Source organism: Kibdelosporangium philippinense (genome assembly GCF_021390435.2).
In the GTDB taxonomy this organism is placed as follows: domain Bacteria; phylum Actinomycetota; class Actinomycetes; order Mycobacteriales; family Pseudonocardiaceae; genus Kibdelosporangium; species Kibdelosporangium philippinense.
Genome location: NZ_JAJVCN010000003.1, coordinates 580,892 through 598,497, shown reverse-complemented (window position 1 = coordinate 598,497; position 17,606 = coordinate 580,892). Strand labels below are relative to the sequence as shown.

Genomic DNA, 17,606 nt, shown 5'->3' with positions numbered 1-17,606 from the left:
CGCATCCCCGGCGGCGGAGCTACTCACGGGTATCCCAAACAATCGCTTGGTAGCTTACGCGCGTCCAGATGGCCGAACAGGTAGTCCTCCGCGTTGAGCTCGGTTGCTCTGGCAAGCGCCCGGTCGATGTGACCGAGCCGGAGCAGCTCGGCCAGCTCGCCGAACCGCTCGGTGTGCACCTTGGCGCGGCGCCGCGCGTAGTCCGCGGCGGAGTCCTTGGTGACCATGAACGCCCAGTCGCTGGACAACGCCAGCAACGCCTCGCGGACAAGCTGATCGGCCGCCAGGTTCCGCGCGGTCGCGCCAAATGTGTCCATAATGGATAGAAGGTCGTGCTGGAGATCAGCGCCAGTGGCCACGAGATCGGCCACCTGTTCGCCGTCCCACACGCGCCAGTCCTTGCCGGAACCCCACGAAGACGCGGGCAGATCCACTTTGGGTCCCAAGTGGCCGGCGTCGAGCGCGCCCTTGAGCGTGGTCACGCGAACGCCTGCCTCGGGCAGCTTGCGCAGAACGGCTTCAAGCCACGCCGGGCCTTCGTGCCACCAGTGTCCGAAAAGCTCGGTGTCATATGCCGCCACGACAAGGGAATTCTCCGGCAGGCCCTTGAGGCGGTTGACCACAGTGTCCACAAAGTCATCGGCATGTCGTTGCACCGCAACAGCTGCACGCGTCGGGTCGTAAGGCGCCTTGTCCCACGGCTCGATGTGCTTGCCGGTGACACGGGAAGGTTTGAGCCCGGAGGGATGGTCGTAGGTGTGGAAGTCGCGGTAGTCGGCGTGTCCGGGATATCCGGCCTTCGGCGACCAAACCCGGTACGTGACTTCGAGATCACGGCCGAAGCACACGACATCCGAGTCGCCGACCATGCGTGCGGCCGCGGTATCGCCCTTCAAGGACGGCCCGTCAACGAGGAACCGTTGCACGCCAGCGGCCGCGTAAGTGGTTTCCATGCCTGGTGCGTAACCACATTCCGGCGCCCAGATGCCTTCGGGCTGGCGGCCGATCCGGATTCGCGTGTCGGTCAGGCCTAAACGTAAGGCGTAGTCCCGAATCCGCGAGTCCAACAATGGTTGGAAAGGATGCGTGGCCGGACCACCAAGCAGTTCGATCGTACCCGAGTCGGCAAGTGGCCTGAGAACCGGCGAAAAACCGTGCCGCCATTGGGTTTCGAACGCGGTCAACGCTTTTTCGGAGGCCCGATGTTCGGCAGCGGCCAGGTCTGAGAGCAAAGGGTCTTCGCGTTGCCAACGGGTCCCCGCATAACGCGCCCGAAGCTGCCAGTTTCCCAGCCAGTCATGGAAACCGCGCAGGCAATAAGGATCGTCGAGCTGTGCCGCGAGAACCGGCGTGACGCCAAGCGTCAGCGCATCTTCACGGCCCTCGTCAGCGAACCGTTGCAGCAGGTCGACAACGGGAAGATACGAGTGCGCCCACGCCTGGTAGAGCCATTCCTCGCCGACCGGCCACGAGCCGTGATGGGCGAGCCAGGGCAGGTGGCTGTGCAGGACGAGGCTGAACGTTCCGATCGGTTTGCTCAAGGCTTGATCGCCACCCCGACCAGATCGAGGCTCGCGTCGACGTCGGCCTCGACGATCTCGAAGTCCGCGCTGGTCACAGCCTCCACAGCGGTCAGCAGGTCAGCGGGCCATGGCCCACCGGAGACCGCGACATCCATCTGCGCCCGAATGATCGACCCGAACCGCGCATCGGCCTCTCGCAGGGCGGGGCCGTGGCGCAAACCAGCCATCAGCTCGACGGTGAAACCGGCTCCGACCAGCAGTTCGGTCAGCTCGGACCCGCTGAGTTCCCTGGTGTGGAACGGGTTGAGCGGGGTGTCCCGGCCGGGCGAGAACGTGATCCGGTTCGGGGTCGTGATCAGCAACCGGCCGCCGGGCCGCAACACCCGCGAGCACTCGGCCAGGAACCGCTCCTGCTCCCACAAATGCTCGATGACCTGCAGGTTCGCCACGACATCGATGGAACCGGACGCGAACGGCAGCATCACCAGATTGCCCCGCAGCATCGCCACCCGCGGATACTTCCTGGCCACGTGCTCGGTGGTGAGCACGTCGTAGTCCAAGCCGATCACGGCCTTCGCGTCCTGCGCCAGCAGGTCGGCGCCATATCCCTCGCCACAGCCCGCCTCGAGGACGATCGCGTCCCGGCAATACGAAGACAGTGTTATGTAGGCCGCCTCGTGGCGACGGAACCAGTAGTTCTCCTCGGCGATGCCGGGCACGGTGCGCTCACCGGTCAGCGGCAAGCCAGCGGGGTCCGACACAGCGGGGTCAGCCGTCACTCCGGCAGGCTACCGGTCGGTAGTGATTTCGTCTGAATGCCGGTGGCGTGCACCACGCGCAGCCCCGGTCAGCGCTTGAGGTCGTGCAGGTCGGCCGAGCCTGGCTGGAAATGCGTGCCAAGGCCGAAATCCGCGCCCGCCGAGTGCCACCACGCGGCCTCGGCCTCGGACGAGATGCCATCGACCGTCACGGAGGCGCCGGCCAGATGTGACACCTCGATCAGGTCCCGCAACGACCGCTCGATCAGGCTGGATTTGCCGGAGCGCTGCCGTTCCACCAGGCGCGGCGCGATCCGGGCCGAGGACGCGGGCAAGTCCTCAAGGCACTCGACGTCGGTCGCGCTGAAGTCGTGGACCTCCATGGCGATGCCGTTCTCGGCCAGCATCCCGAAGTTGTCGACCGATTCGCCACGGTCGGCCAGCAGGACCGACGCTGGCATGCTGATCCGGAGCAGCGACGGGTCCATGTGAGTCTCGGTCAGGTGGATCAGGACCGAGCCGACCAGATCGGGATCACACGCCTGGTTCGCCGTCAGCGCGACGAGAAGCGGCAGCTGGGCAGCGAATTCCGTGTTGTACGCCTGAATCTGCTTGCACGCTTCCTGCAGCATCGTGTCCCGCAGCGGCACGATCAGGCCGGTCTGCTCGGCCAGGTCAAGGCACAGCGAGTACGGGATCTCCTCGGATTCGTGCTCCCACCGCAACATCGCCTCGAAGCCCGTGGTCGCACCATCCGACAGCCGGACCTGTGGGCGGCAGACGACCGTGATCTCGCCCATCTCCAGCGCGCCGGGCATCTGCGCGGCGAGGCTGAACCTTGAGCGGTCCCTGGTGTCGGCGTCCGAGTCGAACAGGCCCCATTGGCGCCTGCCGTTGGCTTTCGCGCGCCGCAGCGTCATGTCCGCGGTCCGCAGCAGCTCGGTCACATCCGAGTCGGCTGGCGGCTTGTGCACGACACCGATGCTCGCCGACGCGGCCACACCGCAGCCGTCGAAGTAGATCGGCTCGGCCAGTTCCTGGTTGATCGACGTGATCATCGCGATCACGTCCGGTGTGGTGTCCGAGTTCTGCACGATGATCGCGAACTCGTCGCCGTCGAACCGGGCGACCATCGCGTTCTCGCCTGCCACAACGGCTCGCAGCCGCTGGGCGACGTTCATCAGCACGCGGTCGCCGACGCTGCGGCCGAGCCCGTCGGTGATCATCGAGAAGGCGTCGAGGTCCAGGTGGTAGAGGGTCGCACCGGCCTGTGAATCAGCTTGGCGCAGCACGCTTTCCAGCCGTGTCGTGAAGTACTGGCGGTTCGGCAGGCCGGTCAGCACGTCGTGCAGCGACTGGTGCGACAGCTGGCCCTGCAGCAGCGACATCTCCGTCTCGTCCTGCACGCTGACCAGCAGGTGAGTCGGGGTGGAACCGTTGTCCCGCAACACGGTTATCGACATGTTGGCGCGTACGGCCTCGCCGTCCTGGCGAATCATCCTGCGCTGCTGGTGCAGCCGCTCGGCCCAGCCGTCGGCGAGGTCACGGCAGGCTGCCTTGACGAACGGCGCCTCGTCCTGGTCGACCACGTCGAAGAGCGTCACGTCGTCGAAGTTCGTGCGGTCCAACATGGTCTGCAACGCCGGGTTGGTGCGCACGAACGCGCCGGCCAGGTCGACGATCGCGATCCCGCTCGGCGAGGAGGTGAAGATCGCGTCGAACCTCGCCTGGGTCGCGCGCATCTGGCGCTGGGCGTCCGATCCGGCGCGGACCAGCGCTTCCTTGATGTCTTCCTGCTGGGTGAAGATGAACTGACGGGCCGCTTCCAGGTAGTCCGACGCGATCACGCCGAGCAGCTGGACCGAGCGCTCTTCGCGCTTGTCGTCCATCCGGTAGAGCTCGGGCTCGGTGAGCAGCGCTTTGCCAAGCACGTCAATGGTTCGACGCAAACTTGTCGGGCCAGTGCAGCGCATGTCGACCAACCGGCTGCCGACGCCGATCGCCAGCTCCGGGTTGAACGGCTCGCTCAGTGCCGCCGAGAACACGACGTCGAGCAGCTCGTGCATGGCCTGGTCGATCTCCTGCTGGGAGAACGGCAGGTACGTGCTCGAGCTGAGCAGGTACGCCCACTTGCGGGCCACCTTCACGCGCGCCCTGGCGTTGTCCGCGGGTGTGCGGGTGGGCGTACGTGAGCCGTCGTGGAGAGGTGAGGTCATTTCCCTCTGCCCAGTTAAGTGCCGGGTGGAGCCGGAGCATGGAGTACTCCGTGGCGAGAGCGTACCCACTGTGGTGCTTGATCGGCCACGGGCCAACCGGCTTCGCTCGATCGGGGGAACGCCGGTCAGTGCGGATCAGGCCGGTCGTGCTCGACATCCGACCTGATCACGGCCGTAAGCAGGGGAAATCCTTCCGTAGAGTAGGAACGGCGACATGACGCCATCGGGCGACTGGCGGACGCTGATCGGCCTGTCCGGCGGAGGGTTGCCGTTGCCCGGACGTGACGGTGTGTCACCAGTAACAGCCCTCTTGGGCTATTCAGCTCTGGACACCGTGATGCCGACAGCGCCAGGTCCGACGTGGACGCCGATCGAGGACGAAACCTCGGTGATGACGGCGTCGCGCACGTGGTTCAGCCGTGGCTTGAGTTCTTCGAGGATCGTCGAGGCCCGCCCCATGTTGCCGAAGTGCTCGACCGCGATGTCGACCATGCCCTCACCAGCCCGCGACACGGCCGTCTCGACCATCTTGCGCAGTGCCCGATCGGCGCCGAACCCCTTGTCCTGTGGCGCGATTTGGCCTTCCTGGACGGTCAGCACCGGCTTGAGCGACAGCGCGCTGCCGACCAGGGCCGCGGCGGCGCCGATCCGGCCACCCCGCCGCAGGTACTCCAACGTGTCCACGTAGATCAGCTCGGAGCTCGCGCGGCAGCGTTTGACCGCCGCGTCGATGACCCGGCGCGGGTTTCCGCCCGCACCAGCGACTCTGGCCGCGGCGAGCACGGCGTAGCCGAGGCTCATCCCGCACGTGGCCGAATCCACGATGTGCACGGGGATTCGCATCTGGCCGGCCGCGCGGCTGGCCGCCTTGCAGGTTTCCGAAAGACGGGAGGACACGTGGATCGACACGATCGCGTCCGCGTACTGGGCGACTTGCTGGTAGAGCCGGTAGAAGGTGCCTGGGTCGGGCGGTGCGGTGGTCACCGGGGTCCGGTTTCGCATCGCCGAGATCAGGTGGTCGGCGGGGACGAACTGCTCTTCGTTGACCTTGTCGCCGATCCTGATCTGGATCTGGGCGATCGAAACCCCCCACTGCCTGGCGAGATCTGCCGGAAGGCAAGCGGTCGAGTCGGTCACTACAGCTACACGGCCGTGCATGGGAAGCGAGATTAACTGTTATCACCCGGATGGACGCAATCAGTAGTGATCCACTTGGCCCGGCCAACCGTTTCCGTCGCACGTCGGAGGCTCGGGTGAGTACCGTCACGCCGGGCATGTCGAGTGAAAATGCTACCGATGGGTAACATAGCGACGGAGTGTTGCAGGCCACCGCGCCCGCACCGGGTCGGCGTGGGATCGTCTACCCACTGAGAGACACAGCAGACCTGTAGTAGTCAGGAGGTCGAAGAAGACCCATGCCAAACATCGTTGTCCTGGTCAAGCAGGTGCCCGACACCTACTCCGAGCGCAAGCTCGCGAGTGCTGACCACACTCTGGACCGTGCGTCGGCGGACGCCGTGCTCGACGAGATCAACGAGCGCGCCGTCGAAGAGGCCCTGCAGATCAAAGAGGCGCAGGGCGGCGAGGTGACAGTGCTGACCGTCGGTCCCGAGCGGGCCACCGACGCGATCCGCAAAGCCCTCTCGATGGGCGCGGACAAGGCTGTGCACGTCAGCGACGAGTCGCTGCACGGTGCCGACATCATCCAGACCGCGAAGGTGCTAGCCAAGGCCATCGGCACGGTCGAGGGATACGACCTCGTGATCGCCGGGAACGAGTCGACCGACGGTGTCGGCGGCGCGATCCCCGGGATGATCGCCGAGCTGCTCGGGCTGCCCTCGCTGACCCACGCGCGCAAGGTCGAGATCGACGGCAGCAGCGTGAAGGTCGAGCGGGAGACCGACACCGGCCGGACGTTCCTCGAAGCCAGCCTGCCGGCGGTGATCAGCGTCGGCGAGAAGATCAACGACCCGCGTTACCCGTCCTTCAAGGGCATCATGGCCGCGAAGAAGAAGCCGGTCACCACGCTCACGGTCGCCGATCTCGGCATCGACGCGAGCGAGGTCGGCCTGGCCAACGCGGCCACCTCGGTGCTCGAATCCGCGCCGAAGCCGCCGCGCGCGGCAGGCCAGCAGATCACCGACGAGGGCGACGGCGGCAGCAAGATCGCCGAGTACCTCGTCTCCCAGAAGCTCATCTGAGACGCGCCGAGGAGGAGAACTAGTCATGGCAGAGGTTCTGGTCCTCGTCGACGCGCTCGACGGCGAGGTCAAGAAGGTCACCTACGAGCTGCTCACGCTGGCCCGCAGGCTCGGCGAGCCGTCGGCCGTCGTTGTCGGCGCGCCTGGCACGGCAGGCAAGGTCAAGGACGCGCTCGGCTCGTACGGCGCGGCCAAGGTCTACGTCGCGGAGTCCGAGGACGCCGCGGGGTACCTGATCACCCCGACCGTCGACGTGCTCGCTTCCCTTGTGGAGCAGGCATCTCCGGCCGCGGTACTGGTACCGGCGACCGCCGAGGGCAAGGAGGTGGCTGGTCGTCTCGCGATCCGGATCGGCTCTGGTCTGCTCTACGACGCGGTCGACATCGACGCTGACGGCACCACCACGCACTCGGTCTTCGGTGGCGCGTACACCGCGAAAGCCAAGGCCACCAAGGGTGTTCCGGTCATCTCGGTGCGCGCGGGCAGCGTTGAGCCCGAGCAGGCCGAAGGCGCGGCCGCTGAGAGCGCCGTCGAGGTGCCCGCGGTCGACGCCGCCAAGGCCACCAAGATCACCGGCACCGAGCCGGTCGTCGGCGGTGACCGTCCGGAGCTCACCGAGGCGTCCGTGGTCGTGTCCGGTGGCCGTGGTGTCGCCAGCGCGGAGAACTTCTCGGTCGTCGAGGCGCTCGCCGACGCGCTCGGTGGCGCGGTCGGTGCTTCTCGTGCCGCGGTCGACTCCGGCTACTACCCGCACCAGTTCCAGGTCGGGCAGACCGGAAAGACCGTTTCGCCGCAGTTGTACATCGCGCTCGGAATCTCCGGTGCGATCCAGCACCGCGCCGGAATGCAGACCTCGAAGACGATCATCGCGGTGAACAAGGACGCCGAGGCGCCGATCTTCGAAATCGCCGACTACGGTGTGGTCGGTGATCTTTTCCAGGTCGCGCCGCAGTTGACCGAGGAGATCGGCAAGCGCAAGGGCTGATCAAGATCATCCCAGGTCCGGCCCCCGCGAGGAACTGTCTCGCGGGGGCCATTTTATTCCCTGATCCTCGCCGTAAGTGATCTTCCCGACGGCATCGTCCTTTGGAGTGACCCCTTCTCAGGGTATTCACCTATTTTCCACTGACGAGTCAGAAAGTCGGCTTGTCGAAGGTCATCTCTCGCGAGTAGAACGATTCCATGACTCAGGCGCAGGTGCTCGTCAGTACTGCACAGGCCGGAACCGAACTGCCGGAGGACGCACCTCGTTACTCACTGCTGCTCGCTCGGGACTCCGAGGAAGTCGTCGCTGCTCAGCGACTTCGCTACCAGGTGTTCGCCGAGGAGATGGGCGCAACTCTGAAGTCCGGTGACACCGGGCTCGACGTCGACGAGTTCGACGAGCACTGCGATCACCTCGTGGTCCGTGAGGACCGGACGGGTGAAATCGTCAGCACGTACCGCTTCCTGCCGCCGGACCGGGTAGCCGGGGCTGGCCGGTTGTACTCCGAGACCGAGTTCGATCTCGGCGGCGTCCGGTCGTTGCTGCCGGGCATCGTGGAGACCGGCCGGTCCTGCGTACATCCGGATCACCGGTCTGGTTCGGTCGTCAGCCTGATGTGGGCGGGTATCGCGAGATACATGCTGCTCACCGGCCGCACGATGCTCGCGGGCTGTGCCTCCGTGCCCCTCGCCGACGGTGGCCACCTCGCCGCCGCGGTGTGGAACATGGTCAGGGACAACCACATGTCACCGCCTGAGTACCGGGTGCGTCCGTTGCGCCCGTGGCAGCCGGACGGCGTCCGCCCGGCTGCGCGCACCATGGTTCCGCCGCTGCTGAAGGGGTATCTGCGGCTCGGAGCGTGGGTGTGCGGTCCGCCGGCACTGGACACCGACTTCAACGTCGCCGATCTGTTCGTGCTGCTGGACATCGCCAAAGTCGACCCACGGTACGTGAAGTTCTTCCTGGGGGAGCAAGGGTGAGGGGACATCTGTGGCAGCCGGAATCACCGTGTGGTTCCAGCTGCATGTCGGGGAAAACGCCTGCGGTCAGCCATCCACGCCGCTGGTGGCGGCTGGTCACGGCGGTCGCGGTACTGCTGACCGGGCCGTTCATCGCCTTGATGATGCCGCTGTTGTCGAAGCGGCACCGCGAAAGCTGGGTCAGGTGGTGGTTCCGCCGGATCGCGCGCGCGTTCGGGGTCCGCATCGAGGTGCACAACGGCAAGGTTCTGCGTGACTACGCGGACGCCGAGCGCGGCGCCCTGGTGGCGTCCAACCACATCTCGTGGCTCGACATCGTCGCGGTGAACGCGGTCCAGCCGATGCGCGCGCAGGCGAAGAAGGAAGTGGCGAGCTGGCCGATCATCGGCAAGCTCGCGACCGCCGCTCGCACGGTCTACATGGACCGCGAAAACCTCCGCTCACTGCCGTCCGCGAAGGACGAGCTCATGAAGGCGATGCGCGCGGGTTCGTTGGTGAACGTCTCGCCCGAGGGCACCACGTGGTGCGGGCTGGCCAGCGGCCGGTTCCGCCCGGCGATGTTCCAGGCGGCGATCGACGCCGACGTGCCGGTCATCCCGTTCGTGATCCGCTACCGGCTCACCGATGGCCGGGACACCACCGCGCCCGCGTTCATCGGCGACGAGACCTTGGTCACGTCGCTGCGCCGGACCGCGCGGACCAAGGGCCTGGTGCTAGAGGTGCACGTGCTCGACCCGATCGAGCCGAGCAAAGCCGCCAACCGCAGGGAACTCGCCGAGATGACGCAGGCCGCCGTGCGCGACACGCTGAACCGGACGCAGACCCTGCCGGACTGGGAACACCCCAAACTGGCCGTCGCATAAGAACCCTCGTGAGTGGTTATTCGTGTTCTAACCCGGCTAACCACTCACGAGGTCTTTCTTGACCTCTAGTGGGCTTGAAGTTGCAGACTCGCTGCTGTGACGACGACCGCCGAGCCGAAAACTTCATTGTGGACAGTTCAATACCGTGCTGTCTCAATAGGTATGACGCTGCTGGTGACGTTGGTCGCGTTCGAGAACCTCGGCGTGAACACGGCGATGCCCCGGATGGTCGCGGACCTGCGTGGCGGCGACCTGTACTCGTGGCCCTTCACGGTGTTCCTGGTCACCAGCCTGATCGCGAACGTGCTCGCCGGGCGGCTGTGCGACCGGCGCGGTCCGGCGTTCGCTCTCTATACCGGCGTGATCCTGTTCATGGCCGGTCTCTTGGTCGCTGGGTTGGCCCAGTCGATGTGGATGCTGCTGATCGGCCGTGCGTTGCAAGGCTTCGGCGGCGGGACGATCTCCATCGCGATCTACGTGATGATCGCCTACGTCTTCCCGGAACGGGCTCAGCCTGCGGCTTTCGGCATTCTGAGCGCGGCGTGGGTGCTGCCTTCACTGGTTGGCCCGGCCGCGGCCGGACTGCTCACCGAACATGCCAGCTGGCGTTGGGTTTTCCTCGGTCTGGTTCCGCTTGCCTCGGTGGGAGCGTTGTTGTTGCTGCCTGCCGTGCGGAAACTGCCTGTTGGGGTAGACAGTGCGGACGCTGCTCGGCCTGGCCTCGCGTTGGCTGCTGTGGCGGCGGCTCTGGGAATCGCCGCTTTGACTTGGGCGGCCGAACATCCTTCGCTGGCGACGCTTTTGCTGGGGATCGCTGGGGTTTCGGTATTGCTGCCGTCGCTGTTCCGGTTGTTGCCCAAGGGGACTCTGGCCGCTCGGCCTGGTTTGCCTGTGACGATCTTGGCGCGTGGTTTGCTTGCGGGTGCGTACACGGCGATCGAGGTGTACGTCACGCTGACTTTGACTGCTGTGCATGGGTATTCGCCGGTTCTGGCTGGGCTTCCGTTGACTGTCGGTGCTTTGGCCTGGTCGGCTGCGGCCGTGTTGCCTGCGCGTAACCCCGATATTGACCGGCTTGTGTTCGTGCGCTGGGGATTCACGCTGCTCGCCGTGGGTGCTCTGGGGATGTTGCTGGTCACGCCGACGTGGGGTTGGGGCTGGATTTCTTTCGTGGCGTGGATTGTGGCGAGCTCGGGGATGGGATTGGGGTACTCCAGCCTGAGCGTGCTGACCATGCGGTACTCGACTTTGCAGGAACAGGGCGCCAATACGGCCGCTCTGCAGGTGTCCGAACGTGTGGCTAGTGCGGTGCTTGTTGGTGCCGGTGGTGTTCTGCTGTCTTTGCTGGCTTCCCCGCAACAGCCGTCGTTCGCTATGGCCATTTTGGACGTTTCGATGGCTGCGATCGCAGTGATCGGTGTCTTGTTGGTCCGGCCTGGTCGCAAGTAGACTCACCCCGCGCGGGCACTTTCCGCTCCGACAAGCGGTCCGCGCGGGGTGACCAATCGGGACAGTTTCCCGGCCCATTTGGGTGCATGTCCTCTGGTGTCCGGGACGAGTTCGCGCCAAGCATCGAGGTATGCGAAAACTCCTGATGATTCCGGTTCTCGTGGCTGCGTTCGTCGGTCTGGTGTCGCCTGCCTCGGCCGCGACTCTGATCGGCACCTTTGATGGGAACAGGTGCCTGACCGTGGTGGCTGGGCAGGTGTACCGCGGTGGCCCGGTGTACGTGGGCACTTGTAACGCCTATGAGGCGAACTGGAACATGGGCCCCAATCTGCTCGGTACCGCGGTCGCCAACGGTCTGTGCGTCGAGGCACCTCCAGGCGGCGGCTACGTGTTCCTGGAGACATGCGGGCGGAACGCGTATCAGAGTCTCAACTTCGTGCGGTCGACCGGCATCATCGCGGTGGCCAATGACCGTGACAAGGCGCTCACGGTCGGCTCCAACTCCCGTGTCTATTCGGCCAACATCACCGGCGGTCCCGCCCAGATCTGGCGTTGGTGAAGGTTCATGGATGCCGTGCGGATGGCCGCACGGCATCCCTGGGGTGATCAGTTCAGGGCCACGTTGAGGATCTTGGTGTTGCTGTTGTTGCCGGTGCTGTCCTTGTCCCCATTGGACGTTGTCAGCCACAGGCCGCCGGTCACCGGATTCGGCTCAACCGTGCGCAACCGGCCGTAGGCGCCTTGGAAGTAGGCGACCGGGGTGTCCGTACCGCTGCCGTTGATCTTCATGCGATACAGCCGCTCGCCGCGCAAGCAGGACATGAACAGTGTGTCGTTGACGATCGTGAGGCCGCCGGGGGACGCGCTGGACACGCCCCAGGTGCGGACGGGCTTGGTGTACGAGGTGTTGCCGCATTCAGATCCGGACGTGCCCTCACAGCTTGGCCAGCCGTAGTTGCCGCCCTTCTTGATCAGGTTGAGCTCGTCCATCACGGAGTTGCCGAGCTCGGCCTCCCACAGCCTGCCCTGCGAGTCGAACGCCAGGCCTTCGATGTTGCGGTGGCCGAGGCTCCAGACGTACTTGCCGGGGAACGGGTTGTCCGACGGAACTGATCCATCGGGGTTGAGCCGCACGATCTTTCCATTGAGCGAGTTGATGTCCTGCGCCCGGTTGCCGCTCTGTCCATCCCCGACACCCGCGTAAAGCTTGCCGTCAGGGCCGAACCGCAGCCTGCCGCCATTGTGGAACTTGTTGCGCACGATGCCGGTCAGCAGGACCTGCGACTGTCCCAAAGCGCCATTCTCGTACTTGATCCGGACGATCCGGTTGTCGCTCGGACTGGTGTGGTAGACGTACAACCAGTGGTCCTGCGCGAAAGTCGGCGAGATCTCCAACCCGAGCAGGCCACCTTCACCATCCGTTCCAGACACATTGGACACTGTGCCGACGGTGTTCTTGGTGCCGGACTGGGTAACCCGGGTGATCTTGTGGGTGTCCCGTTCGGCGTACAGGGCGGAACCGTCCGGCAGGTTCACCAGGCCCCATGGCACGTCAGTGCTCGTGGTGACCTGCTTGACCTCGCCGATGACGTCCCCGCCAGCCTTGGTGGTCACCGAGATCTGGTTGCTGTTCGGGGAAAGGTTCCCAGCAGCGTCGAAAGCCTTGACGGTAAAGGGATACGTGGTGTTCGCCTGGAGACCGCTGATCGTCGTGGACGTCCCGGTCGTGGTCCCGACCTGCTCACCGGATGAGTAGACGTTGTATCCCTTGACGCCGATGTTGTCGCTGGATGTGTTCCATGCCAACGAAACGCTGTTCGCGGTGCTGGCGGTGGACCGCAGGATGCCCGGCGCGGTTGGCGGTTCGTCGTCGACCACATCTGGCGGGGTCTTGACCGAAACCGTGTTGCTGGCTTGGGAAACGTTGCCCGCGCCATCACGGGCGTTGACGTAGAACCCGTAGTTCGTGTTCGGCGTCAGGCCAGTGATTGTCGTGGACAGCGTGCTGCCGTTGACCGTCTTGACGAGCTGGCCGGTGTTGAAGATGTCATACGCCACAACGCCTTTGTCGTCGGTCGATGCGTCCCACTCCAGCTTCACGCTTGTCGACGTGACCTCGCTGGCCCTCGCGTTACCCGGCGTTGTCGGCGGCTCAGTGTCAGCGCCAACCGTGCCGTAGACCTGGAATTCCTGCAGGGAGTAGCCGTACGCCGAGCCGGTCCGGCAACGCGTCGTACCGAAGACCCGGACATAGCGCGCGTTTCCGCCAATCGTGAGATCGTCGACGCCGCCATCCCCGCTCGTGGTCTCGTAGATGCTGCTCCACTGTGTCGCGTTGGTCGACAGCTCGACGCGGTAGGCCTTCGCGCACGACAGGTCCCACGTCAGCTTGACCTGGCTGACGGCAGCGACAGAGCCGAGATCGACGTAGATCCACGCGGGATCGATGTTCTTCTGGCTCGCCCATCTCGTCGAAGTGCTGCCATCGACGGCATTGCCGCCCGCGTAGCCGCTCCCGCCGGTGGTCGAGACGCTGACCGGCTTGTTCTGCGAGAGAAGGACAGGGGCCGCAGTGGCAGCGGGTGCGATGGTGAAAGTCACGGCGACAGCTGCCAAGCCAGCCGCGCCCGCCCGCCATCGGGACAGGGGTACCACAAGGTCCTCCGAATGATCGTTCGTGCAGGGAACTGCTCCGGATTGATGCCCGCGGCGGCTGAGGCGAGATCAATGTAAACGTTTCCAGACTGTTTCGTCCAGTAACCCCCATAGCGAAGATGAGGACACCGGATGAGATCGGCATCGGCTCAACCCTCGACGACCTGAAGACGGCGTACGACGCCGCGGTCTCAAGGTCGGTGAGAACGAGCGGTACCAGCTGTCGATCGTGGAGAAGGTCGACTGGCTCTACGAGTTCATCGTGAAAGACAACAAGACGTGTGTTCACCCGATCGGTGTCCAAGATGTGGTGGAAGGCCACGTTGCCGGTGACGCCAGCATATGTGCGACGTACTCCACCTCGGGCAGGCTAACTTCGAATCTGTCCATCGCATAGAAGAAGACAGCGTCAACGGTAGTGACGATTTCCAGCCAACTGGACCGCTCCTCGACCTTGAAATTCTCGCCGTACTTATCTTGCACGCCTACGGAACCAGCGGACCTGCGAGTTCGTCGGAGTAATCGGATGGATACGAACCGTGGATGCGTGGTCACTCCGCGGTTGGTAACCTGTCGCGTTGGGTGTACAGGGGAGGTACGGGGTGGCAGCCAGACTTGACCTTGGCGGCGGCTACAGCATCGATCTGGCCGACGCGGAGAAGTTCGTCAAAGCATTGCAGGACACGCACGATCGCTTGTACGACACGTTGAAGGGCACGGCTGCACCGCTGCGAGTTTATGCGCCCGGGCATGACAATTACAGCGGAATGGTTGCCAATGCTTACAACAACGTGGTGGACCAGCATCACGAATGGAATGAGAGGAAGCGGGAGGAGCTGAAGGCGCTCATTCAGTGCGTCACCGCCGCTACAGATCTTGAAAGGCCAGGATTACGGCGGTTGTGGTTCGAGGTTCAGTCTGGTGTGGGCGAAGAACGCGTCGATCAGCCCGGGTCGGTACTGGATGCGTTTGAGTCGGTTCTTCACGATGGCGGTGAGCTGGTCGATGCCGTGCACGATGAGGTTTCCGAGGTTGCGTTTGACGTGGGACCACACGTGCTCGGTCGGGTTGAGGTCCGGGGCGTAGGGCGGGAGTTGGATCACGTGTAGCCAGTCGCGGGCCGCGACCAGTTTGCGCATCGCGTGACTGGTGTGCGTGTTGAGGTTGTCCCAGATCAACACGATCGGGGCGCCGAGCTGCTGGTGTGCGGCGTCCAGCAGGGCGGCGTAGTCGGTTTCGGCGAAGCTGCGCCGTTCCCCCTTGCGGCCGCGGTGGGTCCGGACACGGTAGATCAACCGGGGCCGGTGTCCGGGCCGGACGCATACCAGCCCGGCGACCGATACCCGGCCCGAACCCTTGCCCGACACCGGGATCTGTGGTGTCTGGCCCCGGCGGCCCCAGGTGCGGGCTTTCGGCGGGCGCAGCGTTTGCCCGGCCTCGTCCTCGAAACACAGCCAAGCACCTTGCTGCGCCGCTACCGTTTTCCCGCCGGCCATACCTCCCGCCGCCAGGTGGCGATCGCCTGCTCGTCGCGCTCGATCGCGCGGTGGGCGGGTACTTGTGGCGAGAACCCCATGCGGTGCAGCAGATACGACACCCCGCGCAGCGTGTAGCGGGTGTGAAACAGCCGGGCGATCAGATCGGCGACCCGAGCCAGGGTCCAGCGCTGATCCTCGCCGAACCCATGCACGGCTGGGCCTTGTTCCAAAGCCTGGGCCAGCCTGTCCAGTCGTGGCTGGTCCAGCCGGCAGGACGATCCGCCCGGTCCCTTCGACGCCAGCCCTGCCTCACCCTCGGCACGCCATCGACGCCGCCAGGTATAGACCGCGTTGGTGGATACCCGCAGTCTGCGGGCGATCTCGGCGGCCGGCACGTCCTGGGCGAACCATTGGGCCGCCTGCAACCGGACAGCTTCGCGTGCGGCCCTGCCCCGCTCGGACAGGCCACCTCCATCCGCGTACCTCATCCATCCCTGCGTAGATCATGAATCGATCAGGATCGAGGAGGACACGCCGCCCAAGGACAAGATCAACCCTGGCCTTTCATGATCTGTATCTCGAGTTATCAGCGCGCCGACCTGGAAACCCTATGAAGGGCCGACACGTGCGATCGAATTGGATCTGGGGTGTCTCACCCGCTCTTGCTCTGCTTCTGGTCGTGGGTGGGTGCTCCGCTGGACCGGTGTCCGGTACGCCGACAACCCAATCGACCCCGTCAAATCCAGTGGCGCCCACACGACCTGAAGCGCCTTCGATAGCGAATCCGCTCAATCTTGACAAGATCCAGAGCGACGTGTGCGCAGGTCTGACGACGGCGCAGCTGACCCCGTACATGGGTTCCGTTCGCAGGCAGAATTCGGACAAGGACCATGCTGGGACGCCACTGTGTACCTGGCAGCCACCTATCGGCAGCATGGCAAGTATCGCTCTTTATGCGGAATCTCCGGCCAAGGACGTCGCCGATCTGTATAAGCAGAGGTTGGGGGACAACTTCTTCGAAAAGGTTCCCTTGCTCGCGGGATATCCCGCGGTACGCGTTTCGCAACGCAAGAACGGACCTTCTCTTGGAGACTGTACGACTGTCGTGTCTGTCTCGGAGCGTGCGCGGATCTCGGTCTCGGCCAGTGCGGGCGGCGCTGACTTTCAGTACTACACGTCCATGTGCACGGTGTCCGACAAGTTGGCTGAGGCTGCTATCCTGAATCTGAAGGCGGGGGCTTGACGGTGGTTCCTCCTTATGTTTGCACGGGTGACAACGGAACCCTGTACGAGCAGTTCCATGTCGATGTCCAGGGTTCTGGGCAGTTGCGGGAAAACGCAGCGATCTTCGATAAGCTGGCGACCGAGTACAACCAGCACAAGTTCGCGCTGAAAGACGCATTGAACGGGATCCAGGTGACGTACACCGGTCAAGGTGCGGAGATGATGCGTGGAGCCTTCGAGCCGTTGATCGAGTCGGTCGGACAAGGTTTCGACCTGTGCAGGAGGTCTTCCGTCCTGCTTACTGATCAGGGTGGGGGTTTCGACACGGCGCAGTCCAAGATTCACAAGCCGGTCGATGTGCCGGAGAAGCCGTGGTTGTACAGCATCACGCCTTGGGACACCGAGCACGATGTGGCCATCCAACGGAACAGTCAGATCGATAGCGCTAACCAACAAGCTTTCTCGCAGTACGCCAAGACTTCGCTGAGCAATTCGAATGGTGCGCCTAGGTTCGATTCGGCCAGCGCTGGGTTTGGTGAGATTACCGTTCGGGATAGTCAGCCATCGAATCCCGGCAATCCGGAGCATGGTGGCGGTCGTTTCGGCGGTGGGACTGGGCGGTCAGGCGGTCGTCAGCCGGGGGACAGACCTGACCCAGTTGAGCCTGTGCGGCCGCCGACACGCGGCGGCGATGGTGGTGTGCAGCCGGGCGGGGTTCTTGGCGGGGAGCGCCCGGGCGGCGGCATTGCGCCCGGAGCGCGTCCTGGTGAGGGCACGGATTTGCAGGATTATGTTCCTCCTCCGAACAGCTCGCAGGGACTCGGCGCTAGCGGCGGACCGACGGCCAGCCGTGATGGGTTCGGTTCGACTGGAGGCTTCGCGCAGTTCGGTAATTACGCGGGTGGGGCAGGCGGAGCGAGTGGAGGCCCCGGTGGAGCAGGCAGCGGCTACGGCCGTGGCGTGGGTGGAGCAGGCGGAGCGGGCACGGGCGCGGCGCCGCGTGGACCGGGCGCAGTAGCGGGAATCGGTTTGGAAACGGGCAGTCGCAGCCCAGCGGCGATGACGCGAAGTGGAACCCTTGGAACGGCAATGCCTGCGGGTGGCTTGGGTGGTGGCGCGGCCCGGCAAGAAGAAGACGATGAGCACGCGACGCCTACCTACCTGGTCAACGAGGACAACGGTGACCAGATCATCGGTGACCTGCCGAGGACACCGCCGTCGGTGATCGATTGAGATCGTTGCTGTCTGGGGAGGTATCGCTTTCGCGACTCTGT

15 protein-coding genes are annotated in these 17,606 nt (G+C 64.8%); 8 read left to right on the top strand and 7 right to left on the bottom strand.

The window, feature by feature from the left end; all coding sequences use genetic code 11:
* Positions 1–23: 23 nt before the first annotated feature.
* The 4 genes from LWC34_RS34705 to LWC34_RS34690 form a co-directional block, all read right to left on the bottom strand.
* On the bottom strand, positions 24–1,541 hold the full coding sequence (locus tag LWC34_RS34705) for a 1,4-alpha-glucan branching protein domain-containing protein (protein WP_233729488.1): 1,518 nt from the start codon (positions 1,539–1,541) through the stop codon (positions 24–26).
* A complete protein-coding gene (locus LWC34_RS34700; RefSeq protein WP_233729487.1) occupies positions 1,538–2,302 on the bottom strand; it encodes a class I SAM-dependent methyltransferase in 765 nt (254 codons plus the stop codon). Before LWC34_RS34700 ends, LWC34_RS34705 begins: the two co-directional genes overlap by 4 nt.
* A gap of 68 nt (positions 2,303–2,370) precedes the next feature.
* Entirely contained in the window at positions 2,371–4,497 is a 2,127-nt protein-coding gene (locus LWC34_RS34695) for a putative bifunctional diguanylate cyclase/phosphodiesterase (protein WP_233729486.1), read from the bottom strand.
* Between the two features lie 315 nt (positions 4,498–4,812).
* Positions 4,813–5,655, bottom strand: coding sequence for a DegV family protein (locus tag LWC34_RS34690; RefSeq protein WP_233729485.1), 843 nt, complete (start codon positions 5,653–5,655; stop codon positions 4,813–4,815).
* Between the two features lie 257 nt (positions 5,656–5,912).
* Between LWC34_RS34690 and LWC34_RS34685 the strand changes: the two genes are divergently transcribed.
* The 6 genes from LWC34_RS34685 (at position 5,913) to LWC34_RS34660 (ending at position 11,534) form a co-directional block, all read left to right on the top strand.
* Positions 5,913–6,698 carry an electron transfer flavoprotein subunit beta/FixA family protein gene (locus LWC34_RS34685; protein ID WP_233729484.1) on the top strand — a complete coding sequence of 262 codons (786 nt, stop codon included), beginning with the start codon at positions 5,913–5,915 and terminating at the stop codon, positions 6,696–6,698.
* 25 nt (positions 6,699–6,723) lie between these two features.
* Entirely contained in the window at positions 6,724–7,683 is a 960-nt protein-coding gene (locus LWC34_RS34680) for an electron transfer flavoprotein subunit alpha/FixB family protein (RefSeq protein ID WP_233729483.1), read from the top strand.
* Between the two features lie 197 nt (positions 7,684–7,880).
* A complete protein-coding gene (locus tag LWC34_RS34675) occupies positions 7,881–8,663 on the top strand; it encodes a GNAT family N-acetyltransferase (RefSeq protein WP_233729482.1) in 783 nt (260 codons plus the stop codon).
* Between the two features lie 44 nt (positions 8,664–8,707).
* Positions 8,708–9,526 (top strand): lysophospholipid acyltransferase family protein, encoded by an 819-nt coding sequence (locus LWC34_RS34670; protein WP_233729481.1) that lies wholly within the window; start codon positions 8,708–8,710, stop codon positions 9,524–9,526.
* A 162-nt stretch (positions 9,527–9,688) separates the two neighbouring features.
* The gene (locus LWC34_RS34665) at positions 9,689–10,975 is read left to right on the top strand and encodes an MFS transporter (protein ID WP_233729480.1); all 1,287 of its coding nucleotides are present in this window, start codon (positions 9,689–9,691) and stop codon (positions 10,973–10,975) included.
* A 130-nt stretch (positions 10,976–11,105) separates the two neighbouring features.
* Positions 11,106–11,534: an RICIN domain-containing protein gene (locus LWC34_RS34660; RefSeq protein ID WP_233729479.1), complete on the top strand. Its 429-nt coding sequence runs from the start codon at positions 11,106–11,108 to the stop codon at positions 11,532–11,534.
* A gap of 47 nt (positions 11,535–11,581) precedes the next feature.
* Here the strand turns inward: LWC34_RS34660 and LWC34_RS34655 are convergent, their stop codons facing one another.
* The 3 genes from LWC34_RS34655 to LWC34_RS34645 form a co-directional block, all read right to left on the bottom strand.
* On the bottom strand, positions 11,582–13,576 hold the full coding sequence (locus LWC34_RS34655; protein ID WP_233729478.1) for a PQQ-dependent sugar dehydrogenase: 1,995 nt from the start codon (positions 13,574–13,576) through the stop codon (positions 11,582–11,584).
* 944 nt (positions 13,577–14,520) lie between these two features.
* On the bottom strand, positions 14,521–15,126 hold the full coding sequence (locus LWC34_RS34650; RefSeq protein ID WP_233724349.1) for an IS630 family transposase: 606 nt from the start codon (positions 15,124–15,126) through the stop codon (positions 14,521–14,523).
* Complete coding sequence (locus LWC34_RS34645) at positions 15,105–15,596, bottom strand: winged helix-turn-helix domain-containing protein (protein ID WP_233729477.1); 492 nt, start codon at positions 15,594–15,596, stop codon at positions 15,105–15,107. The genes LWC34_RS34650 and LWC34_RS34645 overlap by 22 nt, the downstream gene beginning before the upstream one ends.
* Positions 15,597–15,613: 17 nt before the next feature.
* Between LWC34_RS34645 and LWC34_RS34640 the strand changes: the two genes are divergently transcribed.
* The gene (locus tag LWC34_RS34640) at positions 15,614–16,351 is read left to right on the top strand and encodes a DUF3558 domain-containing protein (protein ID WP_308200183.1); all 738 of its coding nucleotides are present in this window, start codon (positions 15,614–15,616) and stop codon (positions 16,349–16,351) included.
* Positions 16,348–17,565, top strand: coding sequence for a hypothetical protein (locus LWC34_RS34635; protein ID WP_233731037.1), 1,218 nt, complete (start codon positions 16,348–16,350; stop codon positions 17,563–17,565). Before LWC34_RS34640 ends, LWC34_RS34635 begins: the two co-directional genes overlap by 4 nt.
* Positions 17,566–17,606: the final 41 nt, after the last annotated feature.

Bases quoted from the DNA above. Each gene is read 5' to 3' on its own strand.
- LWC34_RS34665 (WP_233729480.1), top strand. From the start codon at position 9,689: ATGACGCTGCTGGTGACGTTGGTCGCGTTCGAGAACCTCGGCGTGAAC.
- LWC34_RS34680 (WP_233729483.1), top strand. From the start codon at position 6,724: ATGGCAGAGGTTCTGGTCCTCGTCGACGCGCTCGACGGCGAGGTCAAG.
- LWC34_RS34645 (WP_233729477.1), bottom strand. From the start codon at position 15,596: ATGAGGTACGCGGATGGAGGTGGCCTGTCCGAGCGGGGCAGGGCCGCA.
- LWC34_RS34640 (WP_308200183.1), top strand. From the start codon at position 15,614: ATGAATCGATCAGGATCGAGGAGGACACGCCGCCCAAGGACAAGATCA.
- LWC34_RS34670 (WP_233729481.1), top strand. From the start codon at position 8,708: ATGTCGGGGAAAACGCCTGCGGTCAGCCATCCACGCCGCTGGTGGCGG.
- LWC34_RS34650 (WP_233724349.1), bottom strand. From the start codon at position 15,126: ATGGCCGGCGGGAAAACGGTAGCGGCGCAGCAAGGTGCTTGGCTGTGT.
- LWC34_RS34685 (WP_233729484.1), top strand. From the start codon at position 5,913: ATGCCAAACATCGTTGTCCTGGTCAAGCAGGTGCCCGACACCTACTCC.
- LWC34_RS34660 (WP_233729479.1), top strand. From the start codon at position 11,106: ATGCGAAAACTCCTGATGATTCCGGTTCTCGTGGCTGCGTTCGTCGGT.
- LWC34_RS34695 (WP_233729486.1), bottom strand. From the start codon at position 4,497: ATGACCTCACCTCTCCACGACGGCTCACGTACGCCCACCCGCACACCC.
- LWC34_RS34675 (WP_233729482.1), top strand. From the start codon at position 7,881: ATGACTCAGGCGCAGGTGCTCGTCAGTACTGCACAGGCCGGAACCGAA.
- LWC34_RS34690 (WP_233729485.1), bottom strand. From the start codon at position 5,655: ATGCACGGCCGTGTAGCTGTAGTGACCGACTCGACCGCTTGCCTTCCG.